12 protein-coding genes are annotated in these 16,794 nt (G+C 53.0%); 8 read left to right on the forward strand and 4 right to left on the reverse strand.

What is annotated here, in order from left to right; all coding sequences use genetic code 11:
- Positions 1-6: 6 nt before the first annotated feature.
- The 4 genes from CWS43_RS08260 to CWS43_RS08275 form a co-directional block, all read right to left on the reverse strand.
- The gene (locus CWS43_RS08260; protein ID WP_101076436.1) at positions 7-1,548 is read right to left on the reverse strand and encodes a NosD domain-containing protein; all 1,542 of its coding nucleotides are present in this window, start codon (positions 1,546-1,548) and stop codon (positions 7-9) included.
- Between the two features lie 80 nt (positions 1,549-1,628).
- Positions 1,629-2,348, reverse strand: a complete 720-nt coding sequence (locus CWS43_RS08265; RefSeq protein ID WP_101076437.1) for a DUF554 domain-containing protein — start codon at positions 2,346-2,348, stop codon at positions 1,629-1,631.
- Positions 2,345-2,965, reverse strand: coding sequence for a UbiX family flavin prenyltransferase (locus tag CWS43_RS08270; protein WP_101076438.1), 621 nt, complete (start codon positions 2,963-2,965; stop codon positions 2,345-2,347). Before CWS43_RS08270 ends, CWS43_RS08265 begins: the two co-directional genes overlap by 4 nt.
- 26 nt (positions 2,966-2,991) lie before the next feature.
- On the reverse strand, positions 2,992-4,479 hold the full coding sequence (locus tag CWS43_RS08275) for a UbiD family decarboxylase (RefSeq protein WP_101076439.1): 1,488 nt from the start codon (positions 4,477-4,479) through the stop codon (positions 2,992-2,994).
- 211 nt (positions 4,480-4,690) lie between these two features.
- Here CWS43_RS08275 and CWS43_RS08280 point away from each other — a divergent pair, with 211 nt between their 5' ends.
- The 8 genes from CWS43_RS08280 to CWS43_RS08315 all read left to right on the forward strand — a co-directional run bounded on the left by CWS43_RS08280 (position 4,691) and on the right by CWS43_RS08315 (position 16,755).
- Positions 4,691-5,590, forward strand: coding sequence for a LysR substrate-binding domain-containing protein (locus CWS43_RS08280; RefSeq protein WP_101076440.1), 900 nt, complete (start codon positions 4,691-4,693; stop codon positions 5,588-5,590).
- Between the two features lie 689 nt (positions 5,591-6,279).
- Positions 6,280-7,026, forward strand: a complete 747-nt coding sequence (locus CWS43_RS08285) for a hypothetical protein (RefSeq protein ID WP_101076441.1) — start codon at positions 6,280-6,282, stop codon at positions 7,024-7,026.
- 88 nt (positions 7,027-7,114) lie between these two features.
- Entirely contained in the window at positions 7,115-7,597 is a 483-nt protein-coding gene (locus CWS43_RS08290) for a hypothetical protein (protein ID WP_101076442.1), read from the forward strand.
- A 155-nt stretch (positions 7,598-7,752) separates the two neighbouring features.
- A complete protein-coding gene (locus CWS43_RS08295; RefSeq protein WP_101076443.1) occupies positions 7,753-8,907 on the forward strand; it encodes a tellurite resistance domain protein in 1,155 nt (384 codons plus the stop codon).
- 50 nt (positions 8,908-8,957) lie between these two features.
- Positions 8,958-10,478 (forward strand): SrfA family protein, encoded by a 1,521-nt coding sequence (locus CWS43_RS08300; RefSeq protein WP_101076444.1) that lies wholly within the window; start codon positions 8,958-8,960, stop codon positions 10,476-10,478.
- An 18-nt stretch (positions 10,479-10,496) separates the two neighbouring features.
- A complete protein-coding gene (locus tag CWS43_RS08305; protein ID WP_101076445.1) occupies positions 10,497-13,580 on the forward strand; it encodes a virulence factor SrfB in 3,084 nt (1,027 codons plus the stop codon).
- Entirely contained in the window at positions 13,580-16,282 is a 2,703-nt protein-coding gene (locus CWS43_RS08310) for a virulence factor SrfC family protein (protein WP_101076446.1), read from the forward strand. The genes CWS43_RS08305 and CWS43_RS08310 overlap by 1 nt, the downstream gene beginning before the upstream one ends.
- Complete coding sequence (locus tag CWS43_RS08315) at positions 16,276-16,755, forward strand: hypothetical protein (RefSeq protein WP_232776777.1); 480 nt, start codon at positions 16,276-16,278, stop codon at positions 16,753-16,755. Before CWS43_RS08310 ends, CWS43_RS08315 begins: the two co-directional genes overlap by 7 nt.
- The last annotated feature ends 39 nt before the right edge of the window (positions 16,756-16,794 follow it).

Genomic DNA, 16,794 nt, shown 5'->3' on the forward strand with positions numbered 1-16,794 from the left:
GACTTATTATTTCAGCGCGGTCGGTTTACTCAATGGAGAAGTCGCACCGTCGTTGGTGGTCGCCGTTGAGGTGATGTTTGCGACCTGCAGGTCTGACGCGATATTAATCTGGTCATGAATGACGCCCTGCCCTTTGGCATTAATTGGCACCATCTGATAACCCAGATAATTTTCAGCTTCGTCTTCGGTAGATTTGCTGTTAGAGAAGAACTCGACGCGGTACAGCGTATTGGCTTCACCTTTCACCTGACCCTCAATGGTCAGCGCGTTCTGGGTACGGCTTACGCGGGTAATGGCCGGTGCCTGTTGGTCTTTATTCGGGGTTTTCTCGCAGTCTGCTGACTGACCGTCAATCGCGCAGATTTTTTCGAGTTTGCTGGTGTCATTACTGATGCCACCGCCACGGTTGCCGATAAAGGCAGCGTGTTCCAGGCCCGGTACATTAAAGACAATCGCACCGGCATACCCGTCCAGGCAGCTCCCGCCAGCAAAGCAGCGTTTCACAGGTTTACCGTTGTCCACCATGATGTTGGCTGTGATGCGGTTAACCGCAGGCCCGGTGATACGGTTAATCCCAAATGTGCCGTTTTTACCCGGCTCACCCTGCGGACGTACGGAGACCGCAACGCGGTTGCCGGTCATGATATTGCTGTCAACGATATTCCCGGTGCCGCTCAGCGTGACGGCGGAAGACAGGTTGGTGAACGTGTTACCGGCAATATAGTTGCGGTTCCCCCAGTTCAGTTGCACGCCGTCGGAATAGTTTTCGAAATGGTTATGAAGCACTTCGTTATCATTCCCCCACAGCATTTCCAGCCCCTGAGAAGGTTCTTTATTATTCACGTCATCGGTCGTAATAAAGTTTTCCGCAATCAGGTTAAATGATGCACCGCGCGTGGCTTCCATCGCGTCGCCATTATTAATGAAGGTATTGCGGATAATTTTATTACGCTCGGTGGTGGTCGCCGTGGAATTCCCCTTGCCGTCATCACCGGTCATCATGATCCCCGCACCACCGTGGTTGCCCACGATACGGCTGTCTTCGATGACGTTATTTTTGGCGCGGTTAATCAGAATACCGATGCAGAAATTACGGACTTCGACGCCTTGTAAGGTGACATCATGGGTATCGCGTAACACCAGGCCAGGCATCGTGGTTGTGCGAACATTCGCGCCGTACTGGCCGCTGACCGCGCCAGGACAGGATTGAGGTTCGTTACCTTTGATGTAACCGGAGCCATCAATGGCGGCGTATTTACCATTTTTCTGCCAGTCGAGGTTAATGATATCCACCGGCCCGAGAATTTCCGGCAACGGTTTAACCGGCTTAATGACTAACGGCTGGCTATCAGGAGACTGAAGCTCAATGCGGTAATGTCCGGGATTCTGGTTATTTTTCTCCAGCGCCCAGCGCAACGTACCTGCACTGCCGTCATCAGCTGATGAGGTCACTTTTAAAACTTCTGGTGTGGACGGAATATTCTCTGCTGCATAAGTTGCGAAAGGCATGAATAATGCCAGCGCAACGGAAATTTTATTTTTTATCATGACAGAACCTGTTTCTTCTTAGATAAAAACGCGTTATTCCCCGCAAATGCGGATGTCGTTAATTGCTGTATGCATATCGTTTAAAAAAAGTGAACCCACAGGCTGGAAATTGGCATCGCCAGCACCAGCGCCGGTAACATATTGGCGACGGGGAATATTTTGATGCCGCAAATCCGGAAACCGGTCGCGAACATTAAAACACCCCCGACGGCAGAGAAATCGGCCTGCATCTCGGGCGTGGTCAGCGGCAGAATAAATACCGCGCCATAGGCCAGCAGTAACTGGATGATTAGTTGCGGAACCGCTACCACGGCGACGGCAAAACCGAGCGTGGTGGCGAAAATTGCCGCCGTAAACAGATCCAGAAACGATTTAGCAATAAGCACACTGGTATCGCCGGTCATGCCTTCATGCATGGAACCGAAAATCCCGGTGCCGCTGGCGCAAAACAGCACGATAATCGCCACGTAGCTTTGCAAAAATTTCTCCTGAGACTCCTGATCGCCCTGTTCGGACTTCACAAAAATCTCAACCAGGCTGCGTGCTTTGCTGCCCAGTTTGCCGATGCCTTTCTCCAGATAGCAGAGTTCACCCAGCAGTGCGCCGAGAATAACCGACAGCACCATGACGGGCATATGGCTGACTTTGACTACCAAAACGACGCCCATACACATGGAAGCCGCCCCGAAAATCAGGGGCATAGAGTTACGCAGGCGTTCCGGCAGGCGGTTGCTGAGCAACGCGCCGACGATACCCCCGAGCAATACGGCGGAGCCGTTGATATAAGGTCCGATAATCACGAGTCTTTACTCCTGGTCATTAACTGCATGTTTTCGCCCCAGCGAGGCAGATCGGCACAATCCAGATCCAGCAGACCCAGCGCGCGCGCCACGCTATGCGCAATAATGTCTTCAACACTTGTCGGCCTTGCGTACAGGGCAGGTACCGGCGGGAAAACAATCCCGCCGGATTCAGTCACCTGCTGCATGTTGCGCAGATGCCCCGCATGCAGCGGTGTTTCACGCACCATCAGTACCAGCCGGCGTCGTTCTTTTAAAACGACGTCCGCCGCCCGCGTCAGCAGGTTATCCGTCAGGCCGGTGGCGATAGCCGCCAGGGTATGCATCGAACAAGGCGCCACCAGCATACCGAGCGTACGGAATGATCCGCTGGCAATCGCCGCCCCTACCGCGCGGAAGGGATAAACCACATCCGCCAGTTCCGCCACGTCCGCTTCAGTCAGCGTGGTTTCGTGCTCACGGTTGAGGTGGCCGGCCGGGGAAATGACCAGATGCGTTTCCACATCGAGCTGGCGCAGGTAACGTAACGCCTGAACGCCATAAGAGAACCCGGACGCGCCGCTGATCCCGACAATAACGCGGGGTTTCTGTGGTGCCTTAAATGCAGACCCTGACATGCTGTCTCCTTATTACTTATTGCTGGTTACTTTTTAGTAAAACCTGGGATAAAGCGGTTTACGTCCACTTCGAGGAACTCGCTGCGGTGGAAATTCGCTTTCAGGTTATAAGGTACTGTGCAGTCGAAAATGGTTTTGCAGGCAATACCGTGGTCTCGTACCGACGGGCTGAAAGCCGGATCGGAAGACGGGTCGAGCGGATGGCAGCGCACGCCTGGAATAAAGACGGTGCTGACGTCGCCCTGATAGCGGGTGGTCATCGCCCAGATAACGTCATTGAGATCAAACACATCGACGTCTTCATCCACCAGCATGACGTGTTTCAGCTCGGAGAATGCAGCAAACGCCAACAGCGCAGCCTGACGCTGACGGCCTTCGTCAGCCGCAAAACGTTTTTTCACCTGCAATACCGCCAGGTATTTACCGGTACCCGGAGACGGGCAGTGAACGTTTTGCACAAAGCCTGGCAGAGCGCGTTCGACCATCTGCAAAATACTGGCTTCAGTCGGGATACCCGCCATGTTGGTGTGTTCATCACTCGGCCCGATACAGGTTTGCAGGATCGGGTGGCGGCGGTGAGTAATCGCTTTTACTTTAATCACAGGCACTTCGGCCTGCGCTGCACCGGTATAACCTGGGAATTCAGGCATGGCTTTGCCGGTATTGGTGTTCTGGTCTTCGCGAACGCGATAGTTCGGCACCAGTTCACCTTCGATAACCACTTCTGCGTTAGCAATCCCGCGCGCATTGACGGTCAGGCTATCCACCAGTTCGACGGCCTGATTGCGCAGGCTGCCAGCGATAGACAGTTCGTCAAAGCCCAGCGGTGTGGTAGGCGGCTCAAAACACGCACCGATTTCAATGGCAGGGTCAACGCCGATGCTGATGGTGATAGGCAGTGGTTTGCCTGCGGCTTCGGCTTTCTGACGGAAAGTATCAAGGTGACGGCCAGGCACGAAATACATGGAAATTTCGTCTTTGCTCTGAACGCACAGGCGGTGAATGGTAACGTCATGCTCGCCGGTTTCAGGGTCAGCGGCATAACACATGCCGAGAGTGAAATACGGGCCGGCATCTTCCGGTGTATTGGTTGGCGCTGGCAGGATTTTCAGGATATCAAAACCCGGATCAGTCGCCAGATGAACGACTTCCTGACAGACCGCTTTTTCGCGTGGAATGACGATTGGCGGAATAGGATTTGATACGGAATCTTTCAGCATAAACGCCAGGTTTTCCGGCGTGGTGCCAAACAGACGCGCAACACGTTTACGGGAAGACAGCAGACCAATCAGCACCCGCATGTCGTTATAGCCTTTGACCTTATTAAAGATCATCGCCGGCCCGATTTGAGTCGGACGTTTGACGGTGCCGTGTGCACCTACGTAGCGGTATACACCGGATAACTCCGCGATGGGGTCAACGGGTTCATCGGTGTAGATCAATTCGTCGTCGTACTGGCTTAATACTTCCAGTGCGGAGCGAAGATCAGTCACTTTTTTCTGTTCTTCAGACATCTCAATGGCCCTAGAATTCGTGTAATCGGGTGATGGAGCGGTGCGTTAAGCCCCGCTCCATCCTGGAGACAGAGGAATAAAATTCAGTGATGTTGTACTGATTTCCTCCTTACTGCCTGGCCAGTTTGCAAAGGATTGGTGATAAGAGTCCAATAACAATACCCGGCTCTTTGATAAGGGATTATTATGAAGAAAATGCACCGGAGGACGTATGGATTACCGACAATTACACTCATTTGTAGTGCTGGCAGAAGTTCTGCATTTTGGTAAAGCCGCCCTGCAACTCAACATCGCTCAGCCCGCGCTGAGCCTGCACATCAAAACCCTTGAGCAGTCACTGGGGATCCCGCTGTTCACCCGCGACAAGCGCCATGTGGCACTGACTTTCGAGGGGCAACAGCTGGTAGAAGAAGCGCGGATCGCCATCAATCATTACGAGAAATTTCTCGAAAATGCGCGCAGTTTACGGCTGGGGCATCAGGGGCAACTCAAACTTGGCTACGTAGGTTCTTCGATTCTGGACCCGGCACTGGCACTGTTAATTAATGGTTACCGCAAGAAGAAACCCGGTATTGAGATCGTTATTGAAGAACATAACGTTCACGAGCAACTAACACTTCTGCTCAATTATCAGCTGGATATCGCACTTGTACGCTCACCGGTACCGCGCTTTCCGGAACTGGACTATCTCAACATCGCGACGCGACCGTTGATTGCCGTACTGCCACGTAACCATCCTGCCGGTTCAGGGCAAAAAATCGCCCTGTCCTCCCTGGCGGATTCCCCGTTTCTTATCCAGAAGGATCCGCCCGGCGTAGGCCTTGGCTGGTCTGCGCTGAATGCCTGTCAGCAGGCCGGGTTTGTGCCACAAAAGATTCAGTTTACGCGGGATGTGTCGGTCGCCATCGGGCTGGTATCGATGGGAATGGGGGTTACGTTAGTGCCTGAAACGCAAAGATCGGTGATGCTGCCGGATGTGAATTACTGTTTCCTGAGCGACCCCGGTGCGACATCCACGCTGACATTAAGCTGGCAGCGACACCAGAAAAATAAAGCTCTGGCCGATTTCATCAGCTATGCAAGAGAGCTCACGGTACCGGTACTGATTTAATGGGGTTGAGCAGGGTTCAGAATGTAAACAAGAGGTTCCCGGCAGAATCTCTTGTTTAATTTCATCATCACCTTTTTAAAATGCCCCCGCAGAAATGATTGCAAAAGAGAGTAAATCAAAAAAGATGAAGCATTAAATTTCGGATACCTAAAATAATAAAGATGAAAGCATTGAATCTATACCCGCCGGGGTTCGTTCAGGAATAATACAACTGGTTTTAATCTTCTCAGGATAGCGACAGAAGTCGGAGAAAATAACGAAAGTTTGCCGGTATCAGTACAAAATACGTCTCCTCATGCCGCTATAACAGACTGACATCAATATCAACAGCCGCTCAAAAACGTGGCTTTTCATAAAATCAGGCATACAGGAGTATGCTTGTCGTTATATTTAATTTTTTTTCAATTTATCGCTAAAGGTTTCGGTTTGTGTGCCGATATGTACCGGATACTTTATCGATAAAGCCCCCTGTTGGCAGAATATATCGTTATTCAGACATGCATAGCTGAATGGGAAAGTAAGAAAATCGTTGTTGGGAATAACACCCCGAAAAATGATTATAAATTAATCACCATGTCGCAACATTGATAAATCGCTCTGGCTTCCAATGAATTTTTTACATCAATGATATCGATGGTCAGCACAATAACGTCTAACGCTGTTCTATTTGATAATTTAAGGATAAAACGATGGTAAATAAGTTTAATCGTAGCGCAACCTGTGTTCTGGTTTCTATTACTCTTCTTCTGAGTGGCTGCGCCAGCACCGGCAGTTCTCTCTTGTCTGATACCAAACCTGATGCCCGACTGACCAGCGGTGAACAAGCCAAATTCTTTAGCGCATCCGGCGCTCAGGGCTGCGGTGTGGGCGCTCTGGCGGGTGCTGGCCTTGGCGCTCTGGCCGGTGCGATGGCAGGCGATACTAAAAAAGCCGTTGCCGGTGCGGCTATTGGTGGCGCTGCCGGTTGTGCGGTGGGTATGACGGCCAACTACTACCTGGACAGCCTGAAGAAAGATTATGCCACAACCGCCGATCGCCTGCAGGCAATGGACTCAAACATCACTAAAGATACTGCTGATGTAGAGAAAAAAGCCGTCGTGATGAAGAAGGTTATCAGTGATAACCAGAAAACACTGACCCAAATAAGCCTGCAAAAAGATAAAGCTGGATTTGATAAAGCAAACGCCACGAAACAGCTGTCTCAGATTGATGCCAATATCAGCGAGATGAGAGGCACTATTAAAGCGATGAAAGACAGAGCTGCAGGTTATAAAGTCGCCCTGCAGGGACAGAAGTCAGATGCAACGTCAAAAGCAGATAAAAACAAACTAGAAACACTGAACCAAAAATATAGCCAGCTTAATAATGAAATTGCCGCTCTGGAATCCGAAGCGAACGGCATGTTCAGTCAGCGCCAGGCTATTTCACTGGGTTAATAATTACGGGTCGGTATTATTATCGACCCTTATTATTCTATTTGTGATCTCATCCTTTTATTAATTGCCTCTGTTCATGGAATGCTTCATGAAAAAATACGTACTGTTCGCCTCATTATTACTGGCAGGCTGCGCAACGTCTCCCCAGGACTGCGATTTGCATGCTCAAGACCCCAGCTTTATAACCAAACTGAGTTGCACAACCTCCGGCGGTTACAGACAAAAAGTCGATGCGCAGGAGCAACAAGTATTGCAGAGCCAGCGGGAAAATAATCTCGCTAAACAAGATCTGGCGAATACAGAAAATAGGGAGCAAGCCTCTCACCAGCAACTTGAAAATGAGCAAGCCAAATTAGCGGCTGCACGCTCAGATTTAGCACAAACGCTGAAGCGCCTTCAGTCAGGCAAAGTGCAGAACAAGCAACGCCAGCAGGAAATTAAAAAACTGCAGGAACTGCAAAAGCAATCTCAGCAAGCCAGCAGCGACAGCGAAATTGCCGCCGTTGAGAAAAAAATCGCTGACGCCAAGAACAGAATTCAGGCGCTTGAGCAGGCGAATACCCTTCGCTAAAAGCGCAGTTGACGTGGCGCTCCCGGTGGCCGCCACCTTGCACGAAATGGACCAAGCGATAGCAGTGACATAACGATGCTGATATCGCTTACGGATATGCCGACAGTTGCCTGTAAAGCGACTGAGGCCAACGGCAATAAAAACGATTCCAGGTTATGCAACGACTAACGAGCGCAGCGCCAATTGATGATTCTACTCTGGCAACTTACGAGGAGACGGTCGCGATTATCCACCGTCACCTGCCGCCTTCTCTTGCACTGCTTTATGCTACCGCACGCCGGGGCTTTGAAGGCAACCTTGAGTGGTGGACCGCGCGTCAGGGGCTGGCGAAACCGCTCTCCTCACTGAGCGAGGCTGAACAGCTCACCGTTCAAAACAAGCGCCAGCAATATCAGGGGATTCTTGCGGGCCTGATTGAACAGCTTGCCGCCCGTGGGGAGGAGAAATCCGCGCATGCGCTGCAGATGTTACTCACCCATTCTCAGGGGTTGACCTGTTATGGCGTGGCTGGCGAGCCTGTATTAATCAACTGGGCGATTCCTTCGCAGGCGCTTCCCGCGCAGCAAACACCACACTTTGCGGCCACGTTGCCCTCACGGCGGCGCATATGGCCCTGGCTGTTATTACTGCTTTTACTCTTACTGCTGGCGCTCGCCTGGTGGGGATATAAGCACCTTGCTCCCCCTACCCCTGCGCCAGCAACGCCCGTTGCGGTTGCCCCGGCGGCGCCAACACAGGCAGGTACTCAGCTAACGCAAGATAACCCGAGTATCAATCTTGCGAAGCGCAAGGACTTTGGGCGAATCAAAGTCAACCTGACCTGGCAACAGCACGCGCAGCAATACCCTATCGATCTGGATATTGCGGCATTTGTTCGTTTCAAGAATGGGGAAAAAAGCGCGATCGAAGCACTCAGTAAATACTTCGGTGACTACGAGAAACCGCCTTACATGATGCTGCAAAAAGATCTGCGCGACGGTGATGATCAGGATGGTGAATGGCTCTTCATTAACGGCAGCAATTGGCAAGATATTGATGAGGTGCTGATTTACAGCTTCATCTACGGTGGCGCAGATAACTGGCAAGGCACCAATGCCACCATCACCCTTTATATCCCGGATCAGCCACCCATAAGCTCCACACTGACTGACGGAAACGAACGCAATAATGTCGCGGCGATCGCCAGATTAAAAAATGTTGATGGTGACATCAAGGTTGAACGCCTCAACAACTTCTTCCGCGACAGGGAGTCTTTAGACAAGCATTTTGGCTGGGGTTTTAAGTGGACGCCAGGCGCAAGCAAAAACTAGCCGTATCCACCATGACTTGCATTAATTCACAGTCTTATAAGGTTTAGACAATGCGAAATTCGATTCAGGGACCACTGTTACGCACTGGGCATAACTCTTCGTTTAAGGCGCTTGGTGAAACCGGTTATCCCGTGTTCAAAATGGCATTTCAGCTACGTGAAGCCATCTACCGTCTGGATGCCGGACGCGATCTGGCCCGCCACCTTGCGGTACCGCAAAATGACCAGGGAGGCGACAGAACGGACTGGTACAGCAGCTTCCCGGGGGACGTGATCCCCTGGAGCGGGGCAAGCGAAAGCGAGCGGGACTCAGCTCGCCAGCAATTCAATGAATTCCAGATAGCCGTGCAGGCCTTAAGTGAACAGCAGCTCAACACAGAACAGGCCGGAGCCGGTGGCGATCGTCGGGTATTTGCTCAGTTATTGAAATCGGTCGTTCATTTCCCTGACTATGATTTTGTCTATCTGGTTAACGGCGTGCTCGTGATTACTTTTTGGGGGTTTATTCACCCGACAGGCGAGCAGCGTAATCCCATGCACTGGCTGGAACCGTCTTCCGTTGCGCAGCTGGCACCCGTTCCCGCCGCAACCAGGCCTGTTATGCAACCCGTAATGCCGCCAGAAATCCTCCCGGCATCATCCGATATTCCGGTCGTGGAGACCGTTCGCCGGAGCCGGCGCTGGAACTGGAGCTGGCGTTGGAGCTGGCGTTGGTTACTTTGGTTAGTCCCTGCGCTGCTTCTGCTGGCTCTGTTGCTGGGTTTGCTCCGCGGTTGCGTGCCCTCTCTTTCCTTACCTGGCCTGCCGGGTTTCCCGGGGGAGAAAACGCTCTCTCATACAGACAGTCACGTCGCATCTCCTGATGTCACCGGGGTGAATGCTGCGGTACATCCCGGCCTGAGCACGCAAAAACTGGCGGGTGAAGAAAGTCCTGTTGCAGGCACCGCTGAATCAGAAAAAAACCTTTCAGGCCAGCCATCCGATACCGGGCAGCCCGCCAGCCCTGACGCCCTTTCCACACCCGATGCCAGCAATGTGGCCGGTGACACGCCGCAACCACTGAACGAGGCCAAAGAGGGAGATGCAGCCCAATCAGCCGATCCAGCTCAGCCGGACGGCAAAGAGGCTCAGAACGATGAACCTGCGCAACCCGCTACCACGCCTGACGCCCTGCCGCCAGCAACGCCGGCTCAGGGAAAACCGCTGACACTCCCGCCCGACCTGCCGGATGGCCCGGCGCAGTTTCTCAATGGTCAGTGGCGTGCTAACGGTGGCATCCAGGACAAGCTCACCGGTCGGCCGTTGCAGTTGCAATACAACTTTGAACACGGCAATGGCACCGTCCGCGTACGTCAGTCCAGTGGCGTAACCTGCACAGGTTCCGCCAGGGGCAATCTGCAACAAGGGGCCCTGAGCATTACGACTCCCGAACAAATGAAATGCAGCGATGGCTCAAACTTTATCGTTCCAAACATAGAGTGCAAATCACCAGCGTCTGGTCACGCCGATTGCGTCGGCAGCAATGATGGGGACAAAACCTTCCCTATTCGCATGCTTCAACCCAACACCTAAACAGGGGCGGATTACATTATGTTGCCTGAGATTGTTTCTTATGATCGTCAAATTACACTGGTCGGCGACTCCGGGATCCAGTTTATGGATTTTGGCCTGACCCTCCCCGGTCGTCTGCCTTCCGGTGAATTTGTCCAGCTCGCCAACGGTGTGCTCACCCGTCTGATCTACAACGAGCAGCGCGATTACCATTTCTATCAACCGGCTCCTGACAATATTGAGAAGGCCAGAAGCCAGTACGATATTCCCGTTGAAAAGAGCCTCAAATTATTCGGAGGCACCTGGTTGCCTCTCCCTTTATTTCGTTTTAGTCCGCCGAATATTTATCAGGAAGGGCCACTCAACTGGGCACGTTTCCGCATAGTGAAACTGACTGAACCCGACATGGATGGTCATAGTCACCGAATGACGCTGGCTATCGATACCCGCATCATGGCCAAACAACAGGCTGCCGCCGACCTGAGCCCACATCAGGAAGACGTGAACGCTGGCGCGACATTTGCCGTTGCGACGGCGACGTATGCACTTAACTGGTATCTGACTCAGGATTGGGTAAAAGACTGGCTTAAAGAAGTGTTTACTGACGCCAGCAAAAGCCGTGACATTGACGAGCGCGAGCAAGAACTCGCCGAGCAATATCCTTTGGCCCACTATCTCAACCTGCTGTCACTGATGGCTATTCCGGTTGAAGGCCTGCAAACTCAGAAAGAGCCAACCATCGAGCTGCCGCAATTTCGTGTGATTGCCAACCGGGAAACCAACGCCATCAGGCCGATATCGGTCGATTTGATCCTTGATGTGGGCAATTCCCGTACCTGCGGCATTCTTATCGAAGATCACGGGCAGTCCGGTTCAGGCCTGACGCAAAATTATGTTTTAAAACTGCGCGATCTCAGTTCTCCCGAGCATGTATATACCGATCCTTTCGAAAGCCGGGTTGAGTTTTCTCAGGCCTTTTTCGGCAAAGACCATTTCTCGGTCCGCAGCGGTCGTCATGATGCTTTCCAGTGGCCAACCATTGCCAGAATCGGCGGTGAAGCCGGCCGCTTAGCGGCCCGTCGCCGGGGCAGTGAAGGGTCCACCGGAATATCCAGCCCCAAACGTTATCTGTGGGATGAGAAATTCTATGGTCAGGGATGGCGCTTTAACGGCAGCTATGTACAAGACACAAATCCCCTCGCCACCGCAGCTCCGTTTGCCAACCTGATCAATGAGAAAGGCCAGGCGCTGCATACCATTGAAGATGAGATGGATCGCATTCCCGTCTTTACGCCGCGCTATTCACGCAGCTCTTTGATGACCTTCATGTTGTCGGAAGTACTGACTCAGGCTATCAGCCAGATTAACAGCCCGGAACAGCGTATTCGCCAGGGGCATGCCGGTATCCCCCGCCAGTTGCGTAATATCATTCTGACCGTTCCGCCGGGACTGCCAATGGCGGAACGCTGCATCCTCGAGGACAGAATGCGCCAGGCGGTCGGTCTGGTCTGGAAATCCCTGCGCTGGCATATCGGCGAAAACGATCCTGATGTTGATAACCAGCCGGGTTCACTCAACAGGGAGAATATTAAGGTCCCGTTGCCTGAAATCCGCGTGGAGTGGGACGAAGCATCCTGTGCCCAGCTCGTATATTTGTATACCGAGATTAATCAGAATTTCGCCGGTCACCCGGAAGTGTTTTTCGACACCATCGGGCGTCCCGACCGCAAAGATCGGGAAGCCATCACCATTGCCTCAATCGATATCGGCGGCGGAACGACTGACCTGGTCGTGACGGATTATCGTCTGGATCGCAACGGTTTGTCCGGTGGCGGTGCCAATGCGCATATCATTCCCCACCAGCGCTTTCGTGATAGTTTCAAAATCGCAGGCGATGACATTCTGCTGGATGTGATTCAGTCCTATGTGCTGCCAGCTTTCGGGCAGGCACTTCAGGAAGCCGGGGTTTTCTCGGTTGAAACCCTGATGTCTCAGTTGTGTGGCTCGCAAAATATCAGCGCAGCCGAAGCCGTGTTACGTCAGCAGTTGAGTTTACAACTGTTCGTCCCGCTGGCTCTGCACATCCTTAGCAGCTACGAACGCTATGACCCGCAGGATGAGCAAACCCACCTGCTCATCAGCCAGCAGGTTAGTGAGTTGCTGCCGGCTGGCAGCATCAGCGAAGAAGTCGAAGGTTTTGTCCTGCGTGAAATACAAAAAGCGGGTGGTAATAATAGTGGCTTTAAACTGACGAATATCAGCCTCCACCTGCCCCTGACAAAGGTGCATAACGATCTGTGTTCGGGCAAATTCAATATCGATAAAGTCCTCACCGCCTTGTGCGAGGTTTTATCCTGCTACAACTGCGACATGCTGCTGCTCACAGGCCGGCCATCACAATTGCCGGGGATCCAGGCCATCATTCGCCGTAATCTGCCGTTACCTCCGGGCCGTATTTTGGCCCTGCATGGCTACCAGACCGGCACCTGGTATCCGTTCCATAAAAACGGTCATATCGACGATCCAAAGAGCACGGCATCCGTGGGCGCGATGTTGTCGCAACTGTGCGCTAATCACAGCATTCCTAATTTCCATTTCCGCACCTCGGCGCTTAAGCCTTACTCGACCATCCGCCATATCGGCATCATCGATATGGATAGCCTGATCCGCGATGCCGATATCATCTACCGCCATATCGAATCGGAAAATGGCCAGATCAAATTACCGGAGATACCCCATGAGGACGGAGAGACCACGACGCAGAGCATCATCATGCGTGGCGATCTGCGCCTGGGTTATCGCCAGCTGGATGCGGAGCGCTGGTCCGCCGCCCCGTTGTATACCCTGCGCTTCACTGAAAAAGGCCGTAAAAGATTTTCGGAGGCGAAGTCTGATGATAATGGCTCACCTTATCTCAAAGTAAGGCTGGCTATTGCGACCAATCAGGCAAGCAAAGCGCTCAAATTGGGGCTGATCAGCGATCGCCTGATCATCGCTGATGTGAGCAGTAACACCGATAAATCTTTTACCAGGAGCGACGTGGAACTGGAACTCAATACCATGCCCGATACCGGACTCATTGACAGCCGGCACTGGCTCGACAGCGGGAGTGTTAAAAAATAATGAGCAATGAACAAAATCCCCTTAAACAAGGTTGGGCAGCCATCTCGCAGGGTTGCCTGAATGCACTCGGCTGGGTAGACACCGTGCGAACGCACTCCCGTCGCCTGGATAACGAAGCTGACAAGCTCAATATTGAGTTATTGCGTACCCGTAATCACGCCAATGGCCTCACCCGCGTGGCGACCACACCGATGACGGTGGGTTTTTTTGGTATCTCGCAAGCGGGCAAGTCCTATCTGATTTCCGCACTGGCCGCGGGCAGTAACGGCGAGCTGGAAGCACGGTATGGCGGCGAACGGGTAGACTTTATCAAACAGGTGAACCCTGTCGGAGGGGGGAAAGAGGCCACCGGCCTGGTTACCCGTTTCACGAAACAGGCCACCGAAACCCCGCCCGGTTATCCGGTACCCCTGCGCCTGTTTAGCGAAATAGATCTGGCGAAGATTTTGTCTAACGCCTGGTTTAGCGATTTCAACCACGAGCAGTTGAGTTATCAGCTTGATGAAACCCGCATTGAAGAGCGGCTGCGCCCTTTCCTCACGCGCGCAGATCAAGGTCAGGCAAACAATGGCGTCAGCGGAGAAGATGTCGTTGCGCTGTGGGACTATCTCAACACTTCATTCAGAAAATCAGTGGAAAAACTGGAGCATGCCTACTGGCCACAGGTGCTTAAAATCGCGCCAACGCTCAGTTCGAGCGAACGGGCAGATCTCTTCTCTCTGTTATGGGGCGAGCTGCCAGAACTCACCGAAACCTATCGTTCGTTAGCGAATATCCTGACGAGACTCAACCATGCAGAAATGGTGTTTGCGCCGCTGGATACGCTTATCGATCACAGCAGCAGCATCATGAACGTCGACAGCCTGAATCGCCTCGGTTCGGGCGGTGATCGCGAAGTCGAAATACGTTTCTGGAAGGACAACCCGCAGACCGGCAGCGCCACCCTGCGGCAGGCTGAGTTGGCGGCACTCACGGCAGAACTCATTTTCCCGCTGGCTGAAGTGGGTAAGAAGAGCTTAATGGAGGAGGCCGACCTGCTCGATTTCCCTGGCTATCGGGGGCGCCTCAAGATAACCACGCTCAAAGAAGCGGGCCGGGACGGTCTCAGCCCCGTATCGCAGTTACTGCTACGCGGCAAAGTCGCCTACCTGTTTGAGCGTTACACCGATAATCAGGAAATGAACGCCCTGGTCGTATGCGCCAGCGCGGTTAGCCAAAGTGACGTTACGGATGTCGGCCCGGTGTTAAACCGCTGGGTCGAAAAGACTCAGGGCCAAAATCCGGAAGACCGGAAAAACAGTAAACCGGGTCTGTTCTGGGCCATCACGATGTGTGATAAGCGCATCACGGATGGCCTGACGCATACGGAAACTCAGCTGAAAGACGGCCTGGAAGGCATGATGCATATCACGCTGCTTGAACGCTTTAAGCAGTGCAACTGGCTGACAAAATGGACGCCGGATACCCCCTTTAACAACTGCTTCCTTGTCCGGAAACCCGGCATGGCAAACCCCTTCCTGACGCTGGAAAGCAAACCCGGCGGGGAAAATGCCAAACCTAAAGAAGTGGCTTTAGACCCACTCTATAAAGAGGCGCTCGACAAAATGGGCAGCTTCTTTATCCGTGGGGAAAACGTCAATAAACACGTTGCCGAACCGGAAGCCGCCTGGGAAGCCATGCTTAAGTTCAACGATGGGGGGATTTCCCGTCTTGCCGAAGCGCTGAAAGGCGTGGCTTATCTGGATTTCAAACTGAAACACCTGGGTGAACAGTTACAGAAGTGCCGCATTAAAACAGGCGATCAGCTGCTTGGCCGCTGGTATATACAAGACAGCGACGGCCAGTTAGTGAAAAAACAGGCCATCGCCAGAGAACTGTGGCAGGGTTTATCCGCCAGCCCGCACAGTATGGGTGAGATGATCAGCCGTTTAGATCTCCCCACTCATGAGCTGAACAATATCTATCTGAGCATTCGTAATCAGGAACCCGAGCCGCAGGCTGGCGTTCCCCACGCCCCTCAGAATGCATTTGCGGCCAATCCGTTTGGAGACAATCCGTTTGCAGACAATCCCTTCGCAAGTTCGCCTGCTGATGAACAACCCGCCGTCGCTGAATCAACACCCGCGCCGCAAAGGGTTGGGCAGGATGACGAGTTTGCCCAGCTCGCCTTCAAGGCGTGGGTAGCCCACCTGCGAGAATTACCGCAGCACCCCCTTCACTGGCAACAGCTTGGTATGAGCGGTGAAATCATTAACCTGCTTTGCGAAGAGCTGATCACCGCAGCCACGCGCCTGGATCTGGAAGGCACGTTGAAACACGCGCTGGCAGGCCAGGAACAGGCAGGCACGCGCCGCAATCAGCTCATGGCCCGTCAGGTACTGCGGGCTCAGTTGGCTATGCGTGATTTCATCGCCTGGTTTGGTTATCTCTCGCTGCCACCGGAGCAGGTTCCCGATAGCTATGTGGGTGAGAAGAATAAGGTTTTTGTCCGCCAGAAATCGCTTATCAACGACGAACTGCCACAACTGGCCCCTGTCGCCCCTCAGCCTGGGATCGCCTACATGGGGGACTGGCTCTCGGCGTTGATGAGAATTATTCAGGACAACGCCGGCCATAGCGCTACCCGCGATATTTCCGTCGAACATAACCAGAGTCTTGGCGTGATTATCAGCCAACTGAAACAAGAGAATATGCCATGCTAGCCAAAATCATCGCCTGCCAACCGGCAGCACCCGGGAATGCACAACTGATGATTCGCCTGCGCGGCGAACCCGTCATGTTGTCTGACCTGACCTTTACGCTTTGCAACAATGAGCAACACTACCTGCAGCCGGATGCGAGCTGGAGCACGAAGCCACACTCGTTTACCGTCAATGACGGCTATCCGTTATCCGGTGGCAGTGGTTTTCGTATTGGACCCCCTCTGCTTGACCCGCTGCTGGCAAATGCCAGCCAGGTACAAATCCAGATTACACTCGCCTCAGGTGAACAGCGCAGCACCACGTTACAGCTGGTGCGCGATGAGTTGTTCTCATCCGAAGCCAGGGGCCAGACCGGTGAGTATGGCGGCAGTAGCGTACTGAGCGCCCCGCAGCTAAAGGCCGGTTGTAATTCACCTTTGTCATCGCCGGCAGTTTTACCCAGCTTGCAGCCGGGGGTCGTGAGCACCCGCTGATATAAGGTTTTTTTCCCGTCCTGCAGCAGCGGTTTGTCG

It is taken from the genome of Rahnella sp. AA (assembly GCF_002834385.1).
Taxonomy (GTDB): domain Bacteria; phylum Pseudomonadota; class Gammaproteobacteria; order Enterobacterales; family Enterobacteriaceae; genus Rahnella.

Coding starts and splice junctions, on each gene's coding strand:
- CWS43_RS08260 (WP_101076436.1), bottom strand. CDS start 1,548: ATGATAAAAAATAAAATTTCCGTTGCGCTGGCATTATTCATGCCTTTC.
- CWS43_RS08315 (WP_232776777.1), top strand. CDS start 16,276: ATGCTAGCCAAAATCATCGCCTGCCAACCGGCAGCACCCGGGAATGCA.
- CWS43_RS08290 (WP_101076442.1), top strand. CDS start 7,115: ATGAAAAAATACGTACTGTTCGCCTCATTATTACTGGCAGGCTGCGCA.
- CWS43_RS08280 (WP_101076440.1), top strand. CDS start 4,691: ATGGATTACCGACAATTACACTCATTTGTAGTGCTGGCAGAAGTTCTG.
- CWS43_RS08285 (WP_101076441.1), top strand. CDS start 6,280: ATGGTAAATAAGTTTAATCGTAGCGCAACCTGTGTTCTGGTTTCTATT.
- CWS43_RS08275 (WP_101076439.1), bottom strand. CDS start 4,479: ATGTCTGAAGAACAGAAAAAAGTGACTGATCTTCGCTCCGCACTGGAA.
- CWS43_RS08295 (WP_101076443.1), top strand. CDS start 7,753: ATGCAACGACTAACGAGCGCAGCGCCAATTGATGATTCTACTCTGGCA.
- CWS43_RS08310 (WP_101076446.1), top strand. CDS start 13,580: ATGAGCAATGAACAAAATCCCCTTAAACAAGGTTGGGCAGCCATCTCG.
- CWS43_RS08270 (WP_101076438.1), bottom strand. CDS start 2,965: ATGTCAGGGTCTGCATTTAAGGCACCACAGAAACCCCGCGTTATTGTC.
- CWS43_RS08305 (WP_101076445.1), top strand. CDS start 10,497: ATGTTGCCTGAGATTGTTTCTTATGATCGTCAAATTACACTGGTCGGC.
- CWS43_RS08300 (WP_101076444.1), top strand. CDS start 8,958: ATGCGAAATTCGATTCAGGGACCACTGTTACGCACTGGGCATAACTCT.